The sequence below is a fragment of the Tateyamaria sp. GN1-10 genome (assembly GCF_055693845.1).
Genome location: NZ_JBVFUR010000003.1, coordinates 109,570 through 127,864 on the forward strand (window position 1 = coordinate 109,570; position 18,295 = coordinate 127,864).

15 protein-coding genes are annotated in these 18,295 nt (G+C 62.0%); all 15 read left to right on the forward strand.

Going from position 1 to position 18,295, the window contains the following annotated elements:
* Positions 1-5: 5 nt before the first annotated feature.
* The 15 genes from ACZ1HN_RS01115 to ACZ1HN_RS01185 are packed head-to-tail and all read left to right on the forward strand — an operon-like array spanning position 6 to position 18,280.
* Positions 6-1,352, forward strand: a complete 1,347-nt coding sequence (locus ACZ1HN_RS01115) for an eCIS core domain-containing protein (RefSeq protein ID WP_472726128.1) — start codon at positions 6-8, stop codon at positions 1,350-1,352.
* A gap of 33 nt (positions 1,353-1,385) precedes the next feature.
* A complete protein-coding gene (locus ACZ1HN_RS01120; protein ID WP_472726129.1) occupies positions 1,386-2,789 on the forward strand; it encodes an eCIS core domain-containing protein in 1,404 nt (467 codons plus the stop codon).
* Between the two features lie 40 nt (positions 2,790-2,829).
* Positions 2,830-3,480 carry a M35 family metalloendopeptidase gene (locus ACZ1HN_RS01125; protein ID WP_472726130.1) on the forward strand — a complete coding sequence of 217 codons (651 nt, stop codon included), beginning with the start codon at positions 2,830-2,832 and terminating at the stop codon, positions 3,478-3,480.
* A gap of 10 nt (positions 3,481-3,490) precedes the next feature.
* On the forward strand, positions 3,491-4,147 hold the full coding sequence (locus ACZ1HN_RS01130; protein ID WP_472726131.1) for a hypothetical protein: 657 nt from the start codon (positions 3,491-3,493) through the stop codon (positions 4,145-4,147).
* 18 nt (positions 4,148-4,165) lie between these two features.
* A complete protein-coding gene (locus ACZ1HN_RS01135; RefSeq protein WP_472726132.1) occupies positions 4,166-4,507 on the forward strand; it encodes a hypothetical protein in 342 nt (113 codons plus the stop codon).
* Positions 4,504-5,631 (forward strand): hypothetical protein, encoded by a 1,128-nt coding sequence (locus tag ACZ1HN_RS01140; protein ID WP_472726133.1) that lies wholly within the window; start codon positions 4,504-4,506, stop codon positions 5,629-5,631. Before ACZ1HN_RS01135 ends, ACZ1HN_RS01140 begins: the two co-directional genes overlap by 4 nt.
* The gene (locus ACZ1HN_RS01145; RefSeq protein WP_299773894.1) at positions 5,628-6,137 is read left to right on the forward strand and encodes a phage baseplate assembly protein V; all 510 of its coding nucleotides are present in this window, start codon (positions 5,628-5,630) and stop codon (positions 6,135-6,137) included. The genes ACZ1HN_RS01140 and ACZ1HN_RS01145 overlap by 4 nt, the downstream gene beginning before the upstream one ends.
* A 23-nt stretch (positions 6,138-6,160) precedes the next feature.
* Positions 6,161-6,481, forward strand: a complete 321-nt coding sequence (locus ACZ1HN_RS01150) for a hypothetical protein (RefSeq protein ID WP_472726134.1) — start codon at positions 6,161-6,163, stop codon at positions 6,479-6,481.
* Positions 6,482-6,847: a GPW/gp25 family protein gene (locus ACZ1HN_RS01155; RefSeq protein ID WP_299605086.1), complete on the forward strand. Its 366-nt coding sequence runs from the start codon at positions 6,482-6,484 to the stop codon at positions 6,845-6,847.
* Complete coding sequence (locus ACZ1HN_RS01160; protein ID WP_472726135.1) at positions 6,844-9,354, forward strand: putative baseplate assembly protein; 2,511 nt, start codon at positions 6,844-6,846, stop codon at positions 9,352-9,354. The genes ACZ1HN_RS01155 and ACZ1HN_RS01160 overlap by 4 nt, the downstream gene beginning before the upstream one ends.
* Positions 9,351-12,164, forward strand: a complete 2,814-nt coding sequence (locus ACZ1HN_RS01165) for a baseplate J/gp47 family protein (RefSeq protein ID WP_472726136.1) — start codon at positions 9,351-9,353, stop codon at positions 12,162-12,164. Before ACZ1HN_RS01160 ends, ACZ1HN_RS01165 begins: the two co-directional genes overlap by 4 nt.
* On the forward strand, positions 12,161-14,296 hold the full coding sequence (locus ACZ1HN_RS01170) for a hypothetical protein (RefSeq protein ID WP_472726137.1): 2,136 nt from the start codon (positions 12,161-12,163) through the stop codon (positions 14,294-14,296). The genes ACZ1HN_RS01165 and ACZ1HN_RS01170 overlap by 4 nt, the downstream gene beginning before the upstream one ends.
* An 18-nt stretch (positions 14,297-14,314) precedes the next feature.
* Positions 14,315-15,499, forward strand: a complete 1,185-nt coding sequence (locus tag ACZ1HN_RS01175; protein WP_472726138.1) for a DUF6519 domain-containing protein — start codon at positions 14,315-14,317, stop codon at positions 15,497-15,499.
* A complete protein-coding gene (locus ACZ1HN_RS01180) occupies positions 15,496-17,718 on the forward strand; it encodes a right-handed parallel beta-helix repeat-containing protein (RefSeq protein ID WP_472726139.1) in 2,223 nt (740 codons plus the stop codon). Before ACZ1HN_RS01175 ends, ACZ1HN_RS01180 begins: the two co-directional genes overlap by 4 nt.
* A 16-nt stretch (positions 17,719-17,734) precedes the next feature.
* Complete coding sequence (locus ACZ1HN_RS01185; RefSeq protein WP_472726140.1) at positions 17,735-18,280, forward strand: hypothetical protein; 546 nt, start codon at positions 17,735-17,737, stop codon at positions 18,278-18,280.
* Positions 18,281-18,295: the final 15 nt, after the last annotated feature.

Sequence of the window (18,295 nt, forward strand, 5' to 3'; positions counted from 1 at the left end):
ACGTCATGAGGGCGCGGGTGGCACGGCGGCGGGGTGCGGGTGTGCAGAGCTCCGTTTCGGTGAGCCGCCCGGGTGATGCGCATGAGCGGCGGGCGGATGCGGTGTCTGGCGCGGCGCTTGGCGGTGTGACGTCTCATCTGGGCGCGTCGCACGCGCCAGCTGTTTCATCCGGGGCGCTTACCGAGGCGGCGGATGCGACGGCGCTTGGTGGGCGGGCATTGGGTGCTGCGGAACGCGCCTATTTCGAACCTCGCTTTGGACGGGATCTTTCCACGGTGCGCCTGCATACCGGCGCGAGGGCCAACGCGGCCGCAGCGGGGATCGGGGCCGAGGCTTTCGCGCATGGTCAGCATATCGCTTTTGCGCCCGGTGCCTATGCGCCCAAGAGCCCGCGCGGGCGGCGAGTGCTGGCGCATGAGATTGCGCATACGCAAGCATCGGGCGGACCGACGATCCAACGGCTTTGCACGGCGAACAACATTTGCAACCCGCCCTCTGGCGGGCTCGTTGCGGGCTCTGCCGAGGGCTTCAGTGAGGATCAGGAGGCAGAGGAGGCGGACCCGCGGGCACGCCGCCGCGGCATGACGCCAACGCGGGCGCGCAGCAGCGGCCATGCGGGAAGGGCGCGGCAGCTTGAGCAGGTGCTGACGGCGCATGATGCCTCTCGCGTCGCGCTGGTGCATGGCATCTTCATCGATGCTGATTTGGCCGATGGAAGCTCCGCTATGTTGGCCGATTGCGGACGCTGGGCGCGGGAGAGCCTGCCAACCGGAGACACCGATCCGGACGGGTTCGCCGCCGCCACGAAGCGCTGCATCTTCGTGCCTGGGAAGCTCAATCGAGGGGCTCTGAAGTTTAACCGCGGTGCGCGGCGGATTTTCGGCGAAACACGTGATGCGTGGCACGCAGAGGCGCTTGCGGCGCTGGTCCACGAGAGCGAGCACGCGCGGTTTGAGGATAGGATCAGTGGCGGGCTGACGCGGCCTGCGTCAGTGACGACGGCGACGTGCACCCATGCCGCAACGCAGGGCGAGCTTTCCGAGATTGTGGCGCTGGCCTCTGAGTTTCCCACGCATTTCGATGCGGCGGAGGCCGAGACAAGCCCGAGCGGGCCAGCACATCAGCGCCTCGATGCGAACATCGATTTCATCGCGACCTTCGATCCCAACAGCGAGAGCATTCCCGGATCGCTGCAGGCTTTGGGCTGCAAGTGCGAATGCAACGAGGTTGAAACGATGGTGACCCAGACGATGGATGCAGTGACGACGGGTTGGACGACAGCGCAAAAGGCCGGGCTGCGCACGGCGTTGCGGGGGCGGCTGCCCAACTGGCCAGCGGCACCGAGCCCATGATCCGTGAAGGCGCACATAACGCGGGAGGTTGCCATGGAGCGTAGCGTTGCCGTTGAAGCTGCCGACGCTGCAGTGGTGCAGCGGGCCTGCGACTGTGGCGGCGGCGGGGCATGCGCAGCTTGTGCGGCTGACGAGCAACTCGGAGTGCAGCCGAAGCTGACGCTTGGCGCACCGGGAGATGTGTATGAGCAGGAGGCCGACCGCGTCGCGGACCGCGTCGTCTCGGGGGCGGGGCTGACGGGCGCGCCGATCGCCGCGACGCCGTTGGTGCAGCGGATGGAGGTGGAGCCTGAGGAGGACGAGACGTTGCAGAGGAAAGCCGAGACGCTGCAGCGGATGGAAGAGGAGGAGGATGACGAGGCCGTCCAGATGAAGCCCGAGTCGATACAACGCATGGCGGAGGAGGATGAAGAGGAAGCAGTGCAGATGAAGCCGGATCGTCTGCAACGGATGGAAGACGAAGAGGAAGAAAGCGTCCAGATGAAGCCTGCGGCATCGGGACCTGCCGCGCATACGGGCGCAGCGGCCGCAGCGGTGGCCACGGGCGGGCAGCCACTTTCATCCGCGGACCGGGCCTACTTCGAGCCGCGATTGGGCTATGACTTCTCACGCGTGCGACTTCACACGGATGCGTCTGCGCAAAGGGCCGCCCGGGATATCAATGCCCGCGCCTACACCCTGCAAAACCACATCGCCTTTGCGCCGGGCGAGTATGGTACCTCGACCGAGGGGCGGCGGCTCATGGCGCATGAGCTTGTACATACGTTGCAGCAAGCAAGCGCGTCAGAACCGCGTGTTCAAAGACTAGAGTGCCCTGAGCAGGGCGAGCCGATCTTCGAGCAAACTGGGGATGATGTCGAATTCAAGCCTTCAGTCACCGCTGCCGCAACGGTGGCGGACGATCCAGATGGCGACGTAAACTCCGAAATTCTGGAGAATGCTGCCGATCTCACCCAGTTCGACTTCCATGTGGGCGACACGATCCGACTGTCCTTTGAAGACGAAGACCTTGAGGCAATGGAGGATGTTTCGCTGGCATCCGCCACGTCGGGCATCGAGATAGTTGAGGTTGGTGGAGATGGTACGTTTCTCTTGCGAGTATTGACTGGGCCAGAAGGGGAGACAGAGCAAACAATCTACAAATTGCAGGCGACGGGTGCCGACCTGCCGGAGCCGGTGACAGTGCAATTAATGGTGTCAAAACTGCCGGAGCGGGTAGATGTCATTGACCCTGAGGCTTTGGCGCTTGACGCGAAACTGGAGCGAGTCAAAAGAGCGCGGCGCAGCCTGCGTGGAGATACGCGCAACTTGCCCAAGAGCACACGTAGAAAAGTGCGCCGCCAAACGAAAGAACAGCTGCGCACCCGCAAGCGACGGCTGAAGGCCGAACGTCGCGCCAAGAACAATGAACAGCGCGGCGTTGCGGTGCGCCCGTAGGAGCGCCAGAAAGGCCGGAGCCAAGCGGGCGCAACAATCCATGAGCGATGACACGCGCAAGGCGCTCCGGCAAGCAGATCGCGCCGAGATCGAGAATCTTGCGACAGCCTGCACGCTCGAGGATCAGAAGCTTATCGAGGCTGCACTTGTAAGAGCCATTGACGTCGCTAATGGTGCAATTGCCCGCCTGAAACCTTCCGGACAACCTTCAGATGCTGTTACTGCGGCTCTGTTGGAGATCGCCCACCATGAAGTTCGTGAAGGAAATGCCGACGAGACCAAGGCGCTACTTCAGCGTTTCGTCGATGTATTGAATCTTGCACGCAATGGCATGGGTTCGGTTTCGTTCGAGAATTTCCGGTGCGGCTCAAAGAACTGTGGCGACACAACCGGTGCCTATGTAACCGCGGATAGTCGCAACGCTGGAAACACAGTGAGGCTTTGCCGCTCCTGGCTCCGAGGTACTGCGGGATTCAAGTATGCGGCCGGCCCACGAGATGGCCGAGCCTATGCTCTCTTGCACGAATTCGCGCATCTGGCAGGACCGCATGGTAAAGTGGCTATCGGGCGTGAGGAGGAGGGGGAAAAGTATCTGCACAGGGACGATTGGCACGAACTCACTACCGATCAAACGATGTCAATGGCAGACGCCTACTCCGCGATAGCGTGGAAACTGGTGGTGACGGGATGAGGTGTTCATAATGACAGGTTTCCCACGCTCTCCGAAACTCACGCGCGCCGGACTGGTGCTGATCTCGCCTGACAGCGGGGCGGTGGAGCGGATCATTACATTGCAATATGCGTCCGAAACGCTCTCGCGCTCGCTGGAAGTCCAGAGCATCGCGGATGAGCCGGATCGTTCGCAGCCGCTCAGGTTGACGGGTCCGGCGGTAGAGACGATCACGGTGGAGGCTGAGCTTGACGCGACCGATCAGCTGGAGTTCCCACGGGAAAATCCGGATGCGGTGGAAGCGGGGGTTTTTCCTGCGCTTTCTGCACTCGAGACGATGCTGCATCCCACCACGGCGCAGTTGGAGCGGCAGAATGCGCAGGGTTCGGCCGGATCGTTCGAGATTACACCCGCCGAGACGCCGCTGGCGCTTTTCGTCTGGTCCGCCAAGCGGATCGTGCCAGTGCGGGTGACGTCTCTGTCAATCACGGAGGAGTTCTTCGACGCCAATCTCAATCCCATCCGCGCGAAGGTCTCGCTGTCTTTGCGGGTCCTTTCCGTGGATGACCTGGGGTTCACACATCGCGGCTCCGGCCTTTTCATGGCGTATTTGCAGAACAAGGAGCAGCTTGCAGGACGCGCGCGAGGCGGTGTTCTGAGCGGCTTGGGCGTGGGAGGGTTGCCATGACGAGATCCAATTCAGGCGATGTTTGAGGCGGGGATCGTGGAGGCCACGGATTTTCCACCCGAAAGCCGGTATTCGGGTCTGCCGACGAAGACGATCACGGGCCTTGATGGGCGGGTGATCACGTATGTGACGCGCCGGTTCGTCGCGCAGCCCGAAGCCTTTGCGACGCAGGCCTACCGGGTGGTGACGCAAGGCGAACGGCTCGATCAGATCGCCGCCACCGATATCGGCAACCCGGAGGGCTTTTGGCATTTGTGCGACGCCAACGGCGCGGTGTTTGCCGAGGAACTTGAGGTGCCGGGGCGCGAGGTGCGTTTGACGCTGCCCCAGGGCGTGCCGGGCGCGGAGGAAGAGTTGTGATCAAGGGGATCAATCTTTCGGTGCTCTTCGGGCCGGGTGTACCGGTGGCGGCCCCGCGCGCGGTCGTCGATGCGTTGCAATCTGTGAAGGTGATGGAGAATTCGGGAGAGACGGCGAGCGGCTTCGAGATGATGTTCGCGCTTGAGAAGGACTCGCCCCTGAACACGATCTTCCTGCTGGCCGGCGGTGCGGCGTTGCCGATCCTGCGGGTGGCTTTGTTGGCAACGATCAATGGGCAGGCCGTGAGCCTGATCAACGGCGTTGTCGAGAAGACGGATTTGCAACCGGGATCAGGCAGTGAGCCGTCGATGCTTTCGGTCAAAGGCAAGGATGTGACGGCGGCGATGGATTACTTCGATTTCTCCGGCATTCCATATCCTGCTATGCCGCCCTTTGCGCGGGTTGGGCTGGTGTTGGCGAAATATGCCTGGCTGGGAGTGATCCCTCAGATCATCCCCTCGTTGGAGAGCCCGCCGCTGCCGACGGACCGCATCCCCCGGCATCAGGACAGTGATCTGGCCTATATTCGCGCGCTGGCGAGGGAGGCGGGGTATACGTTTTTTCTGAAGCCGGGACCGGCGCCTGCGACCTCGGTTGCCTATTGGGGGCCGGAGATCCGACTGGGAGAAGTGCAGCCGGCGCTGACAGCCGAAAGTGGGTTTTCGACCAATACAGAAGAGCTTTCTTTCAGTTTCGGTAAGGATGAGTTCGAGGTTCCCGTGGTCTACATTCAGGAGCGCAATACAAAAGCGCCGATCCCGATCCCCATTCCGAGCGCGCATCCGTTTCATCTGCCGCATGGGGCGATCGTGCCGCCCCCACCCAAGATCAACCGCTTGAAGAATACAGCACGGTTGAACCCTTACGAGGCCGTGGTGCGGGGGTTCGCCGCGGCGGCCCAGCGAAGCGATCCGGTGCGCGGGCGCGGGCGGATCGATGTGTTGCGCTATGGTCGGATCTTGCGGGCACGGAGCCTTGTGGGTGTGCGGGGTGCCGGGCGGGCGTTCGACGGTGTGCACTACGTCGACAGCGTGACCCACGATCTTTCGCGCGGTTCGTACAAGCAGTCTTTCACCCTGAAGAGGAGCGGGCTGTTGCCGACCCGTGCGTCGGTGCCGGTATGACGGAGACGTATTACGGAAAATATCGGGGGACGGTCGTGAACAACGTCGATCCCCTGCTGACGGGCCGGATCCAGGCGATTGTGCCGGATGTGTCGGGCGTCGCTTTGTCCAGCTGGGCGATGCCGTGTTTTCCAATGGCAGGCATCCAGACGGGCAATGTGGCGGTGCCGCCGATTGGTGCGGGCGTGTGGATCGAGTTCGAGAAAGGCGATCCGGATTATCCGATCTGGACTGGCGGCTTTTTTGGCTCGGCCGCCGAGGTGCCCGCGCTCGCGAACATCACGCCGCCCGGCCTTTCGGCTTTGACGATGCAGACGACCCTGCAGAATGGGGTGACGGTGACGGACCTGCCGGGACCCACGGGTGGGATCGTGCTGAAAACCACCGCCGGCGCATCGTTGATCGTGAATGATACCGGCATCTACATCCAGAACGGGCGCGGGGCCTCGATCACGTTGGTGGGGCCAACAGTGACGGTAAACAACGGAGCGCTGACAGTCATTTAAACAGGGTATTTGAGAGGGAGATCATGCCAGGACCAATGCTGCACCTCGGGGCGACCGTGACATGCTCACACGGTGGGCAGGCTTTTCCGGTGGCACCCAATCCACGGGTGCTGGTGTCCGGTCAGCCTGTTGTGGCGCAGACATCGGTTTGGACGGTGGCGGGCTGCGGGTTCGTGCCGCTTGCTGGCAACGGGCCTTGTGTGACGGCCACCTACGTCGTGGCCGCGACACGGGTGTTCATTGCGGGCGCACCTGCGGTTCTACTCGACAGTGCAAGTGTTTGCGCCCCGACTGGAACGCCTTTGATCCCGGTACAGAGCCAAACACGTGTGGTTGGGAGCTAAATGATGCAGCTTGAGTTTCCATATGGCTTCGATGGGCGGGACCGAACGGCGGAGACGTCCGAGGAGGAACATATCCGCGATCTTATTGAGCAGGTTCTGTTCACCAATCCCGGTGAGCGGGTGAACCGACCGGAATTTGGCGCAGGTGTACTGCAGCTTGTGTTTGGTACCGCAACACCAGAAGCGGCAGCGACAGCGGAGTTCATGATCCGCGGGGCGTTGCAGCAGTACCTTGGGCAGCGAATTTCGGTTGAGGAGATCACAGCAGAGGCGGTCGAAGCCGCGATTGAGATTACGATCGTGTATCGGATTTTGCGCTCCGACAGCTTGAGCACGACGACGTTCCGATTGGGAGAAGGCATATGATCTATCATTGCTGCGATCCCAGGCGACGGGAGCTTGTCCTGGAAGCTATTGATGGCGGTGCGGCCATCAATGGGATCGACTTTCTTGAGGTGTTGGACAACGAGGCGCCGGATGATGTGGCCCCGCAGCGGACGCTACTTCTGCGGTTTCTCGGAGCGGCGCCAGCACTGACATTGCAGAATTTCGAGTTGATCGGCGGGGAACGGATCATCGGCGTTGCAATCGAGTGGGTGATGGCCGCTGATGCGCCGGATATGAACTTGGCCGAGCCCGGATTGCTTACATATCTTGGAACGCTGCCGGAGCCTGCGAACGTCCTTGTGCTAAGGACGGATTCCGCCGGAGATTATGCTGGCTATACACTGCGCCTTGTCGCCGGCCCAAATGCATTGACGCCGCCGCCGGGCATAGATCGTGTGCTTTCGGAGGTGGACTTTTCCTTCAAGGTAGAATGCCCCACCGATTTTGATTGCGCGCCAGCCCATGTCTGCCCCGAAGACGCGCCGGAGCAGCCATCGCTGTCTTACCTTGCCAAGGACTACCAAACCTTCCGCCGCCTGATCCTGGGGCGGATGGCACAGATCATGCCGGACTGGCAGGAGCGGAGCCCGGCGGATCTGGGGATCACGCTTGTGGAAGCGCTGGCGTATACGGCCGATCGGCTGAGCTATGCGCAAGATGCGGTGGGGACCGAGAGCTATCTGGCGACGGCGCGTCTTCGTTCCTCGATCCGGCGTCACGCGCGGTTGGTCGATTACCGGATGCATGACGGGACGAATGCGCGCGTCTGGGTTCATGCCGCTACTGATACAGACGGGACTGTGGTTGCCGCCGGTACGCGGTTTTTGAGCCGGGTGCCGGGGTTCGATCCGGTTGTCTCCCCCGGCGATGACGAGGAAGAGGCGCTAAACACAGGTCCGCTGGTGTTCCAGAGTTTTGCGGAGAAGGAGCTGTTCGTACTCCACAACACGATGGACTTCTACGAATGGGGAGATGCGGAGTGCTGCCTCCCGAAGGGTGCAACGCGCGCGACGCTGGAGGGAGATCTCGAAAACCTTGCTGTTGGAGACGTGTTGATCTTTGAGGAGCTGGTGGGACCGCGCACGGGACTGGAGGCAGATGCGGACCCGACGGTGCGCCATGCCGTGCGGCTATGTGCCGTCGAGGCGGGTCTGACGGACCTGCTGACGAACGCGCCCATCACCGAGATCCGGTGGGCAGAAGAGGATGCGCTGCCCTTTCCGTTCTGTATCTCGTCGCGGCTTGACGATGCTGTTGGCGGCGGGCTGGCGGTGGGAGTGTCCCGCGCCTTGGGAAACATACTGCTGGCGGATCACGGGCAGACCATCGTGGCGGAAGAACTCGGCGAAGTGCCCGAACCCCATTTGCGGCTGGTACCTGAGCGCTCGGACAATCCGTGTGACCACCCGGAGCCGAAAGCGGTGCCACCCCGTTTCCGCCCTGTACTGCTGAAGGGGCCGGTGAGCCAGATCGCTGAGTTTGACGAAGATGCGCCTTCGGCATTTGCTTCAACCGCCGTGGGGTTGGCGGGTCGGCGGCCGGATGTGACGCTTGATACGGGCACGGTGGAGTGGGACGCGCGGAATGATCTGCTTGGTTCCTTTCCGGAGGACAGGCATTTCGTTGTGGAAGTGGAGCGCGACGGTGTGGCGCGGTTGCGCTTCGGGGATGACCAGAACGGGCGGCGCCCGAATTCAGGCACGGCATTTGAAGCGACATACCGCGTTGGGAATGGGCGTATTGGCAATGTCGGCGCCGAGGCGATAGCCCACGCGATTACGGGTGTGGCGAATATCACGGCTGTTAGGAATCCGCTGCCGGCGACGGGTGGCGTCGATCCTGAGGGAATGGAGGAGGTGCGGCAGGCGGCACCACACGCCTATCGGCGGCAGGAGCGGGCCGTTACGCCTGAGGATTACGCGCGGCGGGCCGAGAAGTTCCGCGATGTGCAGCGGGCGGCGGCGACATTTCGGTGGAACGGTCACGGGCACACCGTCTTCGTGACAGTGGATCGCTTTGCCGGGCGGCCTGTAACGGCGGATTTCGAGACGGAGTTGCGCTCCTATCTCGACCGGTTTCGTATGGCTGGATACGATCTTGAGATTGATGCGCCGCGTTTTGTGGCCCTTGAGGTCGCGCTTTTCGTCTGTGTTGGTCGGGAACACTTTCGTTCCCAGGTCCGCGCCGATGTCCTGGCTGCCCTTTCGGCTGAGCGGTTGCCCGATGGCAGCATCGGCTTCTTCCATCCCGATAACTTCACTTTCGGTCAGCCCCTTTACCTCTCGGCGATCTACGCACGGGTGATGGAGATCGAGGGCGTAGAATCCGTCGAGGCACTGCATTTCAGGCGGCGGGGGAGGACGGACCCGGCGCCCTTGCTTGATGGGGTGCTAGAGTTTGGGCGGCTGGAGATCGCGCAGTTGGAGAATGATCCGAACTTCCCCGAGCGGGGTGCTTTGCAGATCGAGATGGGAGGCGGAAAATGAGCGACGCGCCGATCAGGATTGGCCACCCAGATGAAGGCTTCGCGCCGGATGTCTGCGGCTGCTGTGACGGGACCGAGCTGGCAACGCTCCGACCAACAGAGAACCGGCCCAATCTTTCCGCGATTGCGTTCCGGGCAGGCGATCATGGGCAGTTCAAAGCGTCGATGCTTACCCGGTTGGCGTCTTCCACCTATCCGGCGTTGCGGGGGCTGGGGACGCGCGAGGATGACGATTTCTCGATTGCGCTTATTGATGCCTGGGCCTCGGCCTGCGATGTGCTGACCTTTTATCAGGAACGGCTGGCCAACGAGGCCTATATGGGCACGGCGACAGAGCGGCTTTCCATCGGGGAGTTGGCGCGGCTGATCGGGTATCGCCTGCATCCGGGTGCGGCTGCTGAAACCGATCTGGCGATCTTGATGGAAGATCCACCGGCAGCAGAGGCAGATGTGGCAGAGCTTCTGGTGCCCGAAGGCACGCGGGTGCAGAGCCAGCCGGGGCCGGACGAGATGCCACAGGTGTTCGAGACGATCGAGGATCTTGAGACGCGGGTGGCCTGGAATGCGCTGCGGCCACGGCTGTTCGAGGCGGTGCTGCCAAGGAACGGGGACAGGTCCGCCTGGCTCGCCGGGAGCCCCGCCTTACAAGTGGGCGATACGATCCTTTTTGTCAGCCGGGAACGCGATGACGAGGATTTTGACGATTTCAGCACGAACTCTCCGTTTTGGGATAGGCGGCGAATAGTACGAGTGGAGCCCTTTGCGGAGCTCGACAGTACGCGGATCACTTGGGATCGACCGCTCAACAGCGTGAATTCAGGCCCCTCAGGACCGACGACGGGCCTGCGCCTGTTTCTCCTCCGCGACCGGGCCTCATTCTTCGGCTACAACGCGCCGCATCCGCTTTCGATCGGGGAACGGAACCGGGATGCCTACGGTTATGCTGATAATCCGCGGCCAAACTCGCCGTCTACGATCTCAGGTACGGATGCGGAGTCCGGTGATTGGATTTTTACCTTTGCTGAAGACGGCTCGATCTCGCTCGATCTCGTCTACAAGAGCTTTGTGGAAGGTGGCTGGGTGGTCATCACGACGCCCGCAGGATTGAGCACTCTGCACCGGATCGAGACGGCGAGCGCAGATACGGAAGCGCGATATGCTCTGAGCGGCAACGTGACCCGGCTAACATTCGATCTACTGCCGGTAATCGTAGGGCTTGAGACCGTCTATCGCCGGTTCTCGGTGAACGGTGGCAGCGAGGAGCTTCAATTCGCGGACACCCCGGTGACGCGCATCGTTGCTGGTAGCGACGTGACGCTGAACAATGCGGTGGAGGGCCTGCCCGAGGGGCGGAAGCTGATTTTCCGCGGCAAGCCAGCGCGCCTGCGGGTTGTGGCGCAATCGGTGAATGTGGCGCTGCCTGATGCCGACCCGCTGGAGGTGGAGAAAGGCGCGTTACTGACGCTGCTGGCCGATCCAATTTCCATCTTCATCTTCGGCGTGACGATCTCGATTTTCCGGGTGCGGACGGAGGTCGGCGACGAAGGCTCGATCACGGTGTTCGGAGATGTCGATGCGGTGCTCGAGAGCGTGGCAGCGGACGAGGTGGTGCCGGAAACCGCCGTCGTTGCGGTTCTCAAACGTGCCGAGACGGTAGGGGGCGGCCCCACCGTTCTGACGCTGAAGGACGCGCTTCCCGTGGCCTTCGACCGGGAGAGCCTGCACATCCACGCCAACGTGGCGCGCGCGGCCCATGGAGAAGGGGTGACAGATATTCTGGGCTCGGGCGATCCTTCACAGCCCTTTCAGAAGTTTTTGCTGAAAGAGGCGCCTGTGACACATCGGGTGGCGCCGACAGAAACAGGGATAGAAAGCACGCTGACGCTGCGCGTGGACGGTGCCGAATGGGACGAGGTGCCGGATCTTTACCAGCGGGGCGCGTCCGCGCGGGTGTTCAAGACGTCGCTGACGGATGCCGGTGAGACCGTCGTGGAGTTTGGCGACGGGATTTTCGGGGCGCGGCCTCTGGCCGGACGCGACAATATCGTGGCCGACTACTCCAAGGGGATCGGGCTTGCCGGGAACGTGCGTGCTGGGCAGCTGAAGCTGCCATTGGACAGACCCCTGGGATTGAAAGAAACGACCAACCCGCTGCCCGCGACGGGCGGGGATGACCCCGAGCGGCAGGAGGATGGGCGGCGGAATGCGCCGATTTACACGCTGACGCTGGGGCGGGTGGTCTCGCTCACGGACTATCGCGACTTTGCGCTCGGTTTTCCGGGGATCGCAAAGGCCGAGGCGCGCTGGGTTTGGCAGGGAGAGACGCGGCGGATCGTGGTGACTGTAGCAGGACCCGGAGGCGTGGAACTTCCTGAGGGCTCCACGACGTTTGCCAATCTCCTGGCGGCGTTCCGTGCTCTTGGGGACCCACTGGTCGGAGTGGATTTGCTGTCTTACGCGCCTGCGTTCTTCCGGCTGGGGTTAAAGGTGGCCGTGGACACCGCGTATGATGCGGATCTTGTGTTGCCCTCTACGGAAGCTGCATTGCGCGCGGCGTTTTCCTTCGAGGCGCGGGATTTCGGGCAGTTACTGGCCTTGAGTGAAGTGGCCGTGGCGGCGCATCGGGTGCCGGGAGTGGCGGCGATTGATGTGGATCTACTCTACCGGGAGGCGACGCCTCAGACAGCACAGATCGCCCATGCCAGGCTGATTTCGCAGCAGGGACGGCAAGGAACCGACGGTGAGCTTCTGCCTGCAGAAATCCTGACACTTTCGCCAGGTGCGCTTGATAAGCTGGAGGTGATGTCATGAACCGGATCACGCCAGAAGCTTTGTACGAGCTGTTACCAGCTGTGCACCGACTTCGCGATGCGGATCAGGGCGAGCCGCTGCGCGCGTTGATTGCAGTGCTGGCGCGCGAGGGTGCTGTGGTGGAAGAGAATATCGAGCAGTTGCTCGACAATCTCTTTATCGAGACCTGTGAGGACTGGGCTTCACCTTACATCGGCGGCACGATTGGCTACCGGACGCTTCACCAAATCGAAGGCACGGATGTCGGCAACCGGGCGGAGGTGGCGAATACGATCGGCTACCGACGCAGGAAGGGTACGGCGGCGGTGCTCGAGCAGCTGGCTCGGGATGTAACGGGGTGGCCCGCGCATGTGGTTGAGTATTTCCAGGTGGTCGCGACGTGCCAGCATACGAACCATATCCGGCCCGCGCATCACCTCGGACCGGATTTGCATGACCCTTTGAATCTTGAGCCGTTAAACAAGGCGTTTGATCGGGTGTCGCAGACAGTGGATGTACGCTCCATCCAGCAATCACCAGGGCGCGAGAGTATTGGGGGCACGCATAATCTGCAGAACATCGGGCTGCATCTCTGGCGGTTGATCCCCATGCAACTGACGCGCGCTCCCGTGCGGGAAGTCGACGCGACGCGCTTTCTTTTTGATGCGCTGGGAGCGCCGCGGCAGTTGGTGAACCGGCCCGCGCCAGAGGATACGATTGCAAGTATCTCCGCGCCGCGGCACGTGCCGGGAGATCTTACACGGCGGGCATTGGATGCGGATGTTGCCGAATGGTATCCGAGAGCTTTCGAGATCTTCGTTGATGACGTCGGCGTGCCTTTGGAGGAGATCGAAGCCTGTGATCTCTCGGATGATGGTGCGGGCTGGAATCATGTGCCGCCCAACCCTCCGGAGGGTGAGGTGGCGGGCGTGCGGGTGGATCCGGAGCTTGGGCGGCTCGCTTTTCCGGAAGCGCCAGCGGGTGAGGTGCGTGTGAGCTATCACACTGGCTTTCCGGCGCGGATCGGTGGAGGAGAGTACAATCGTGCGGAGGGGCTGGCAGGATTGCCAGAGGCGGAGGTGCGCGAAGTACCAAGCCAGCACGCTACGATCCAGGCCGCGATCGATGCACTGACGGATGCGGGCGGGATCGTGGAAATTGCCTCCAACGACGTGTTCACAGGCAATGTTGTGATTTCCGTGGCAGACGGCGGGGAGATCGTGCTGCGCGCGGCCGACGGGTTCCGCCCGATCCTGCGCCCAGCCAACCCAATGCAGATTGAGGGCGGGGTAGACGGCCGTGTGATCCTCGACGGGCTTGTCATCGAAGGGCAACGGGTGAACATTCGGGAAATGGGCGACGTGTCGCTGAAAGAGGTGACGCTGCGCCATTGCACGCTGATCCCGGGTCGGCGTTTCACCGATACGGGTGCCCCGCAAAGCCCGAATGCTTCGAGCCTAACGGTGAACACGGTCGGGCTGGAACTGTTTCTGACGCACAGCGTCACCGGGCCGATCCTGATGGACGAAACGACAAATGCGGAGATACGGTATAGTATTGTCGATGCCGCTGCCGCCGATTCAGGGGACAGCGCCGAGGCGCGGGCCATTCGGGGGACGGGCGGGGTAAACCAACCAGCCGGTGCATTGACGATCATCGCGAGCACCGTGATCGGACGAATAACGGCACGAGCGTTTCCGCTGGTTTCGAATTCCATTCTTTTTGCGCGGAGCCCAGGGCCAGGTGCGCCGATCCGCGCGCTCCAGCGACAAGTTGGATGCATGCGGTTTTCTTGGGTTCCGCAAGATGCGATCACACCACGGCGCTATCGTTGCCAACCGCAACTAAGCATTGATCAGGCGATTGCGGTGGCCGAGGAGAGTGGGCCGGTGAGCCAGATGGTACGGCAGCTCATCATCCGGCGGATCACACGGTGGCTTGTGCCAAGTTTTACCGCACTGAGCGCCAGCCACCCTGCCTACTGCCAACTCCGGCAAGCGGCACCGTTAGAGGTTCGCACTGGCGCTTCGGATGAGAGTGAGATGGGCGTTTATCACCTTCTTTCTGCCCCGCAGCGCGAGACGAACCTGCGTATTCGTCTTGACGAATATCTGCGCTTCGGACTGGAGGCCGGGATTTTCTATGAAACTTGATTTTGGAGGAACACGCCGATGAGTGGTGACTACAGCAGAGACAGTTTCGATGCCCTGCGGGATTATGCCGGGGTGTTCCTTCAGCAAGGTCGTGCAGTTCTGGACAGCGACTGGAACGAGATGGTCGAGATGTTCGAGCGGCGGATCCGGGCGGGCACCGTAGATACCATTGGACGTGCCGTCGTGCCGCGGGAGACGATGACGGGTTTCGAGATCCGGTTTACGGATGAAGGTGGGTTGGAAATCGGACGAGGGCGAAAGTATCTGCATGGGCTGCTGCTCGAGTGCCACGGGGTTGCGAATTTTACGGACGAGGCGCCCGCGTTGCCCGATCCTGTATTTGATCGAAGCAGGCCCAACACGACCAATGACGATCTTGGCGACCCTGAAGGGGTGCTGGACGAGTTGATTTCGGCCGAAGAAGGGGATTTCGTCAATTACATCAACCAGCCCTACTGGCCGACGCCAGTAGATTTGCCCGTCGGCGGCACGGCACTGGCTTACGTGATGGCATGGCAGCGGGAGGTGACACCGATTGAGCGGCCAGATCTACTGGAGCCCGCTCTGGGGGGTGTCGATACCACAACGCGATGGCAGACGGTCTGGCAGGTGCGCACGTTCGATGTGCCGCGGGCGACCAACTGCCAGACTCCAGACGAAGATATCCCCGGGTGGGAGGCAGAGATCGCGCCCTCGACCGCGCGGCTGACGACTGGGACAGTGGATGTGGAAGATCCTGAGGATCCGTGCCTGGTGCCGCCGACCGAGGGGTATTCGGGGATCGAGAACCAGCTCTACCGTGTCGAGTTGCACTCTGTTGGCGAGGTGGACGAAAACGAGAATCCGCCAGATCAGGAGGATGCTCGGTTCAAGTTCAGTCGGGAGAACGCCTCGGTCGTGAGCGCTGTCGAGAGCATCGGCAGCACGAATGAGAGCGTCGTGTTGAATCGGATCGGACGGGATGAGATCTTGCGGTTTCGCGAAGGCGATTGGGTGGAGCTGACAGACGATCACAGGGAGTTCAACCACCGTTCCGGCGTGATGCTAAGGGTTGCGGTGGTGAATGCCGAAACGCGAGAGATCGAATTCGAGGCAGCCATCGACGCGGATGTGGAGAATGCGGATTTGGTGCCCTCAGGCGCGGGCGATGATACGGTCGCTGTGCGCCGCACGCGGCTGGTCCGCTGGGATCAGAGGGGGTGATCCGAGAGACGGACGGGGCGGAATGGGTCGATCTCGATGCGCCGGGTTCCGATGGGCTGATCCCGGTGCCGCCTGCGGGTACAGTCTTGGTGCTGGAATCGGGAATTACGGTGGAGTTTTCGACTGCGGATGCAACGGGCCGGTTTCGCGAGATGGACTATTGGCGCTTCGAGGCTCGGACGGCTGGCACGCAGATCAATGAGCTGCGGACAGCACCTCCCGAGGGCATTCAGCGGCACTACTGTCGACTGGCCGTTGTGCGCTTTCCGACGGCGGCGGCGGGCGGGTTGGTGCTCGACTGCCGAGTGTTCTGGCCGCCGGAATTCGAGGGGGGCGATACGGAAGTTGAGGGATGCTTTTGCACCGTCTGCGTGACGGCCGAAGAACACAATTCTGGTTCATTGACCATTCAGGATGCGATCAATCAGGTGGAGGCGGCAGGGGGCACGGTATGCCTTGAGGCTGGCAATTACCTTCTTGGCGATCCCATTGTGATAACCAACCGCAACGCAGTAAAGCTGACGGGCCAAGGGATCGGTACGATCCTTGTCTATCAAGGGGCGGGCGGTGCCATTCAGATCGACACGGCCAACGACATCCAGTTGGAGCGCTTTTCGCTGCTGGTGGCGCCAGAGGAAGACGACTTGGGCAATATCCCCATCGCGCATGGGGTAACCGCGATCAATGCAGGCCTTGTTGCGCTACGGCGGTTGGCGGTGCTGGTGTTCAGCGACGACCCGGAAGAGCGCGTGGATCACGGGATCGCTTTCGACGGCACCCAGTTGGGCGCGAAGGTAGAGGAGTGCGTTGTGGTTGCACCGGTGGCGTTTGGCTCGCGCTCCTCGTTCGGGCTCGATGAGGATGGCGACCTGCAGTTTGCAGCCTTTGCAGAGCTGCGCGTGCTTGACAGCATTCTCTTTGGAGGCCGCTTTGGCATCCAGATCGACCGGGCTGCGATCAACATCTCGGCTGCGCTTCTGTCGCGCAATCTGGTGTTCTCCAACGGAGAAGGTGTGCGGATCAACTGGGCGGAAATCCCGGCAGCAAGCCTTTCGATAGAGACAAGCACCGTCGTCTCTGATGCTGCGGCAATGGTACTGGGTGCCAATACGACGCGGGTGCAGGATTGCGAGATTTCAGGCGGGGATGAGGCAGGAGACGGTATCAGGCTGTTGCCCAATCTTGTGCCTGAGGCGACGACGGATGCACAGATCATCGGCAACACGATCTTCGAGCTTTCGGGAGCGGGCATTCGCATCGCGGGGCTGCATGATACGCTGCTGATCAAGCGCAATATCATCCGAGAGTGCGCCGAAGCCGGGATTGCGACGACGGCAGAGGCCGAGATCCGACATGTCGCCATCGACAATAACATGATCGAAGATGTGAGCGGGACGGGTGCACAGTTTGGCGCTGCGGGCATTCTGCTGACGGCCGCGGCGTCCGGCCAGATTATCGGCAATTCGGTGCGGGCTGTGGGCCAGACGGGTGCTGGCCAAGAGAGCTTTGCCGGGATCGCTATCCAAGGAAGCGGGAGCGTGGACATCGCGCACAACTCGATCTCGGAGATCGGGCCACGCGATCCGGGACCGCGGACGTTCGGGATACTTGCTGCGTCGCCATTCTTTGGGCTGACGATTTCGGACAACCGGATCGTCGAGATCGAGGACGATGTGGGTCCGAATGACATCGTCAACTGGCGGGCCATCCAAGTCGGGCGGTTTGACGCGGATATCGGTGCTGAGATCGGCACGCTCGCCACGGGGTTCGTGGCCGTCGCGCCAACGGTAGCACGCGAGGCGCTGGCTTTTGTGGCCGTTGACGGGGCAATGTTTCGCGCCTCGGCGGCGCGATTTACGGTCGCTTCGCGCAACCTGCCGAGCCAGATTTCGGTTAAGGGCAATCAAGTGCAGAGCAACCGGCAATTGCTGGGTCCTTTGGTCTCGCTTGTTGATCCGGGCGCGCGCAGCCTCGACTTCAGCCAGAACCAGTGCGATCTGCAAAGCGGAGGTGGACTTTCTGAGGTCGTCCTGATCGGTTCGCAGCGGCTTTCTGCAGGTTTCAACACGGTGACGCATCAGACAGATGCGCTTTCCATGCGGCTGGCCACAGGGGCCGCGGGCGCGGCGACGCCGATCGGCAATATCACGACTGCGGGCATTCAGTTGAACGGTGGCGGTCTTCCGGCACCGTTTTCGGCGCTGAATCTGCAAGCTTAGAGAAGGGAGAGAGGCGATGCCGACACGAATAGCGACATTGGGGCGGGAACGCCGGATCGCGACGCTCGCGCGGCGGGTGTTCGATATAGAAGGACGGCCACGGGGAGAGGCGCAGCGCCGGGCGGAAATGGCGCTGTTGCGGGCCAATCCGCAGTTGGCGACGGAGGCGGGGTTTCGCCCTGGCGCCGCTATTGTCGTGCCAACTGTAGCAGGGCTGAGGCCGACAGAGGCCGTATCAATGGCGCAGGCGGATGCGCGCGGATTGACGGAGGAAGCTCGGCTGCGATTGCAGACAGGGAGCGCCGTAATCACATCTCGCTTTGCACTTTCAGAGCAACGATCGAAAGCGTTGCGGGCACAGCTTTCCAGCAGAGCGTTTCGCCAGGAGGTGAAGGAGGCTTTGCCCGAAGCGCTGCCCCTCGCGGAGGCGGCGAATGCACGGCTGGAGGAGGAACAGGCCACGAACCGGGAGCGCAGTGCAGCGTTTCAGGCCGGGATCGAGCAGGCTTTGGATGCAGTGCAAGCGCTGCAGGATCTGGCCGAGCAAGAGCAGAACAGCTAAGCCTGTCGGCCGGCG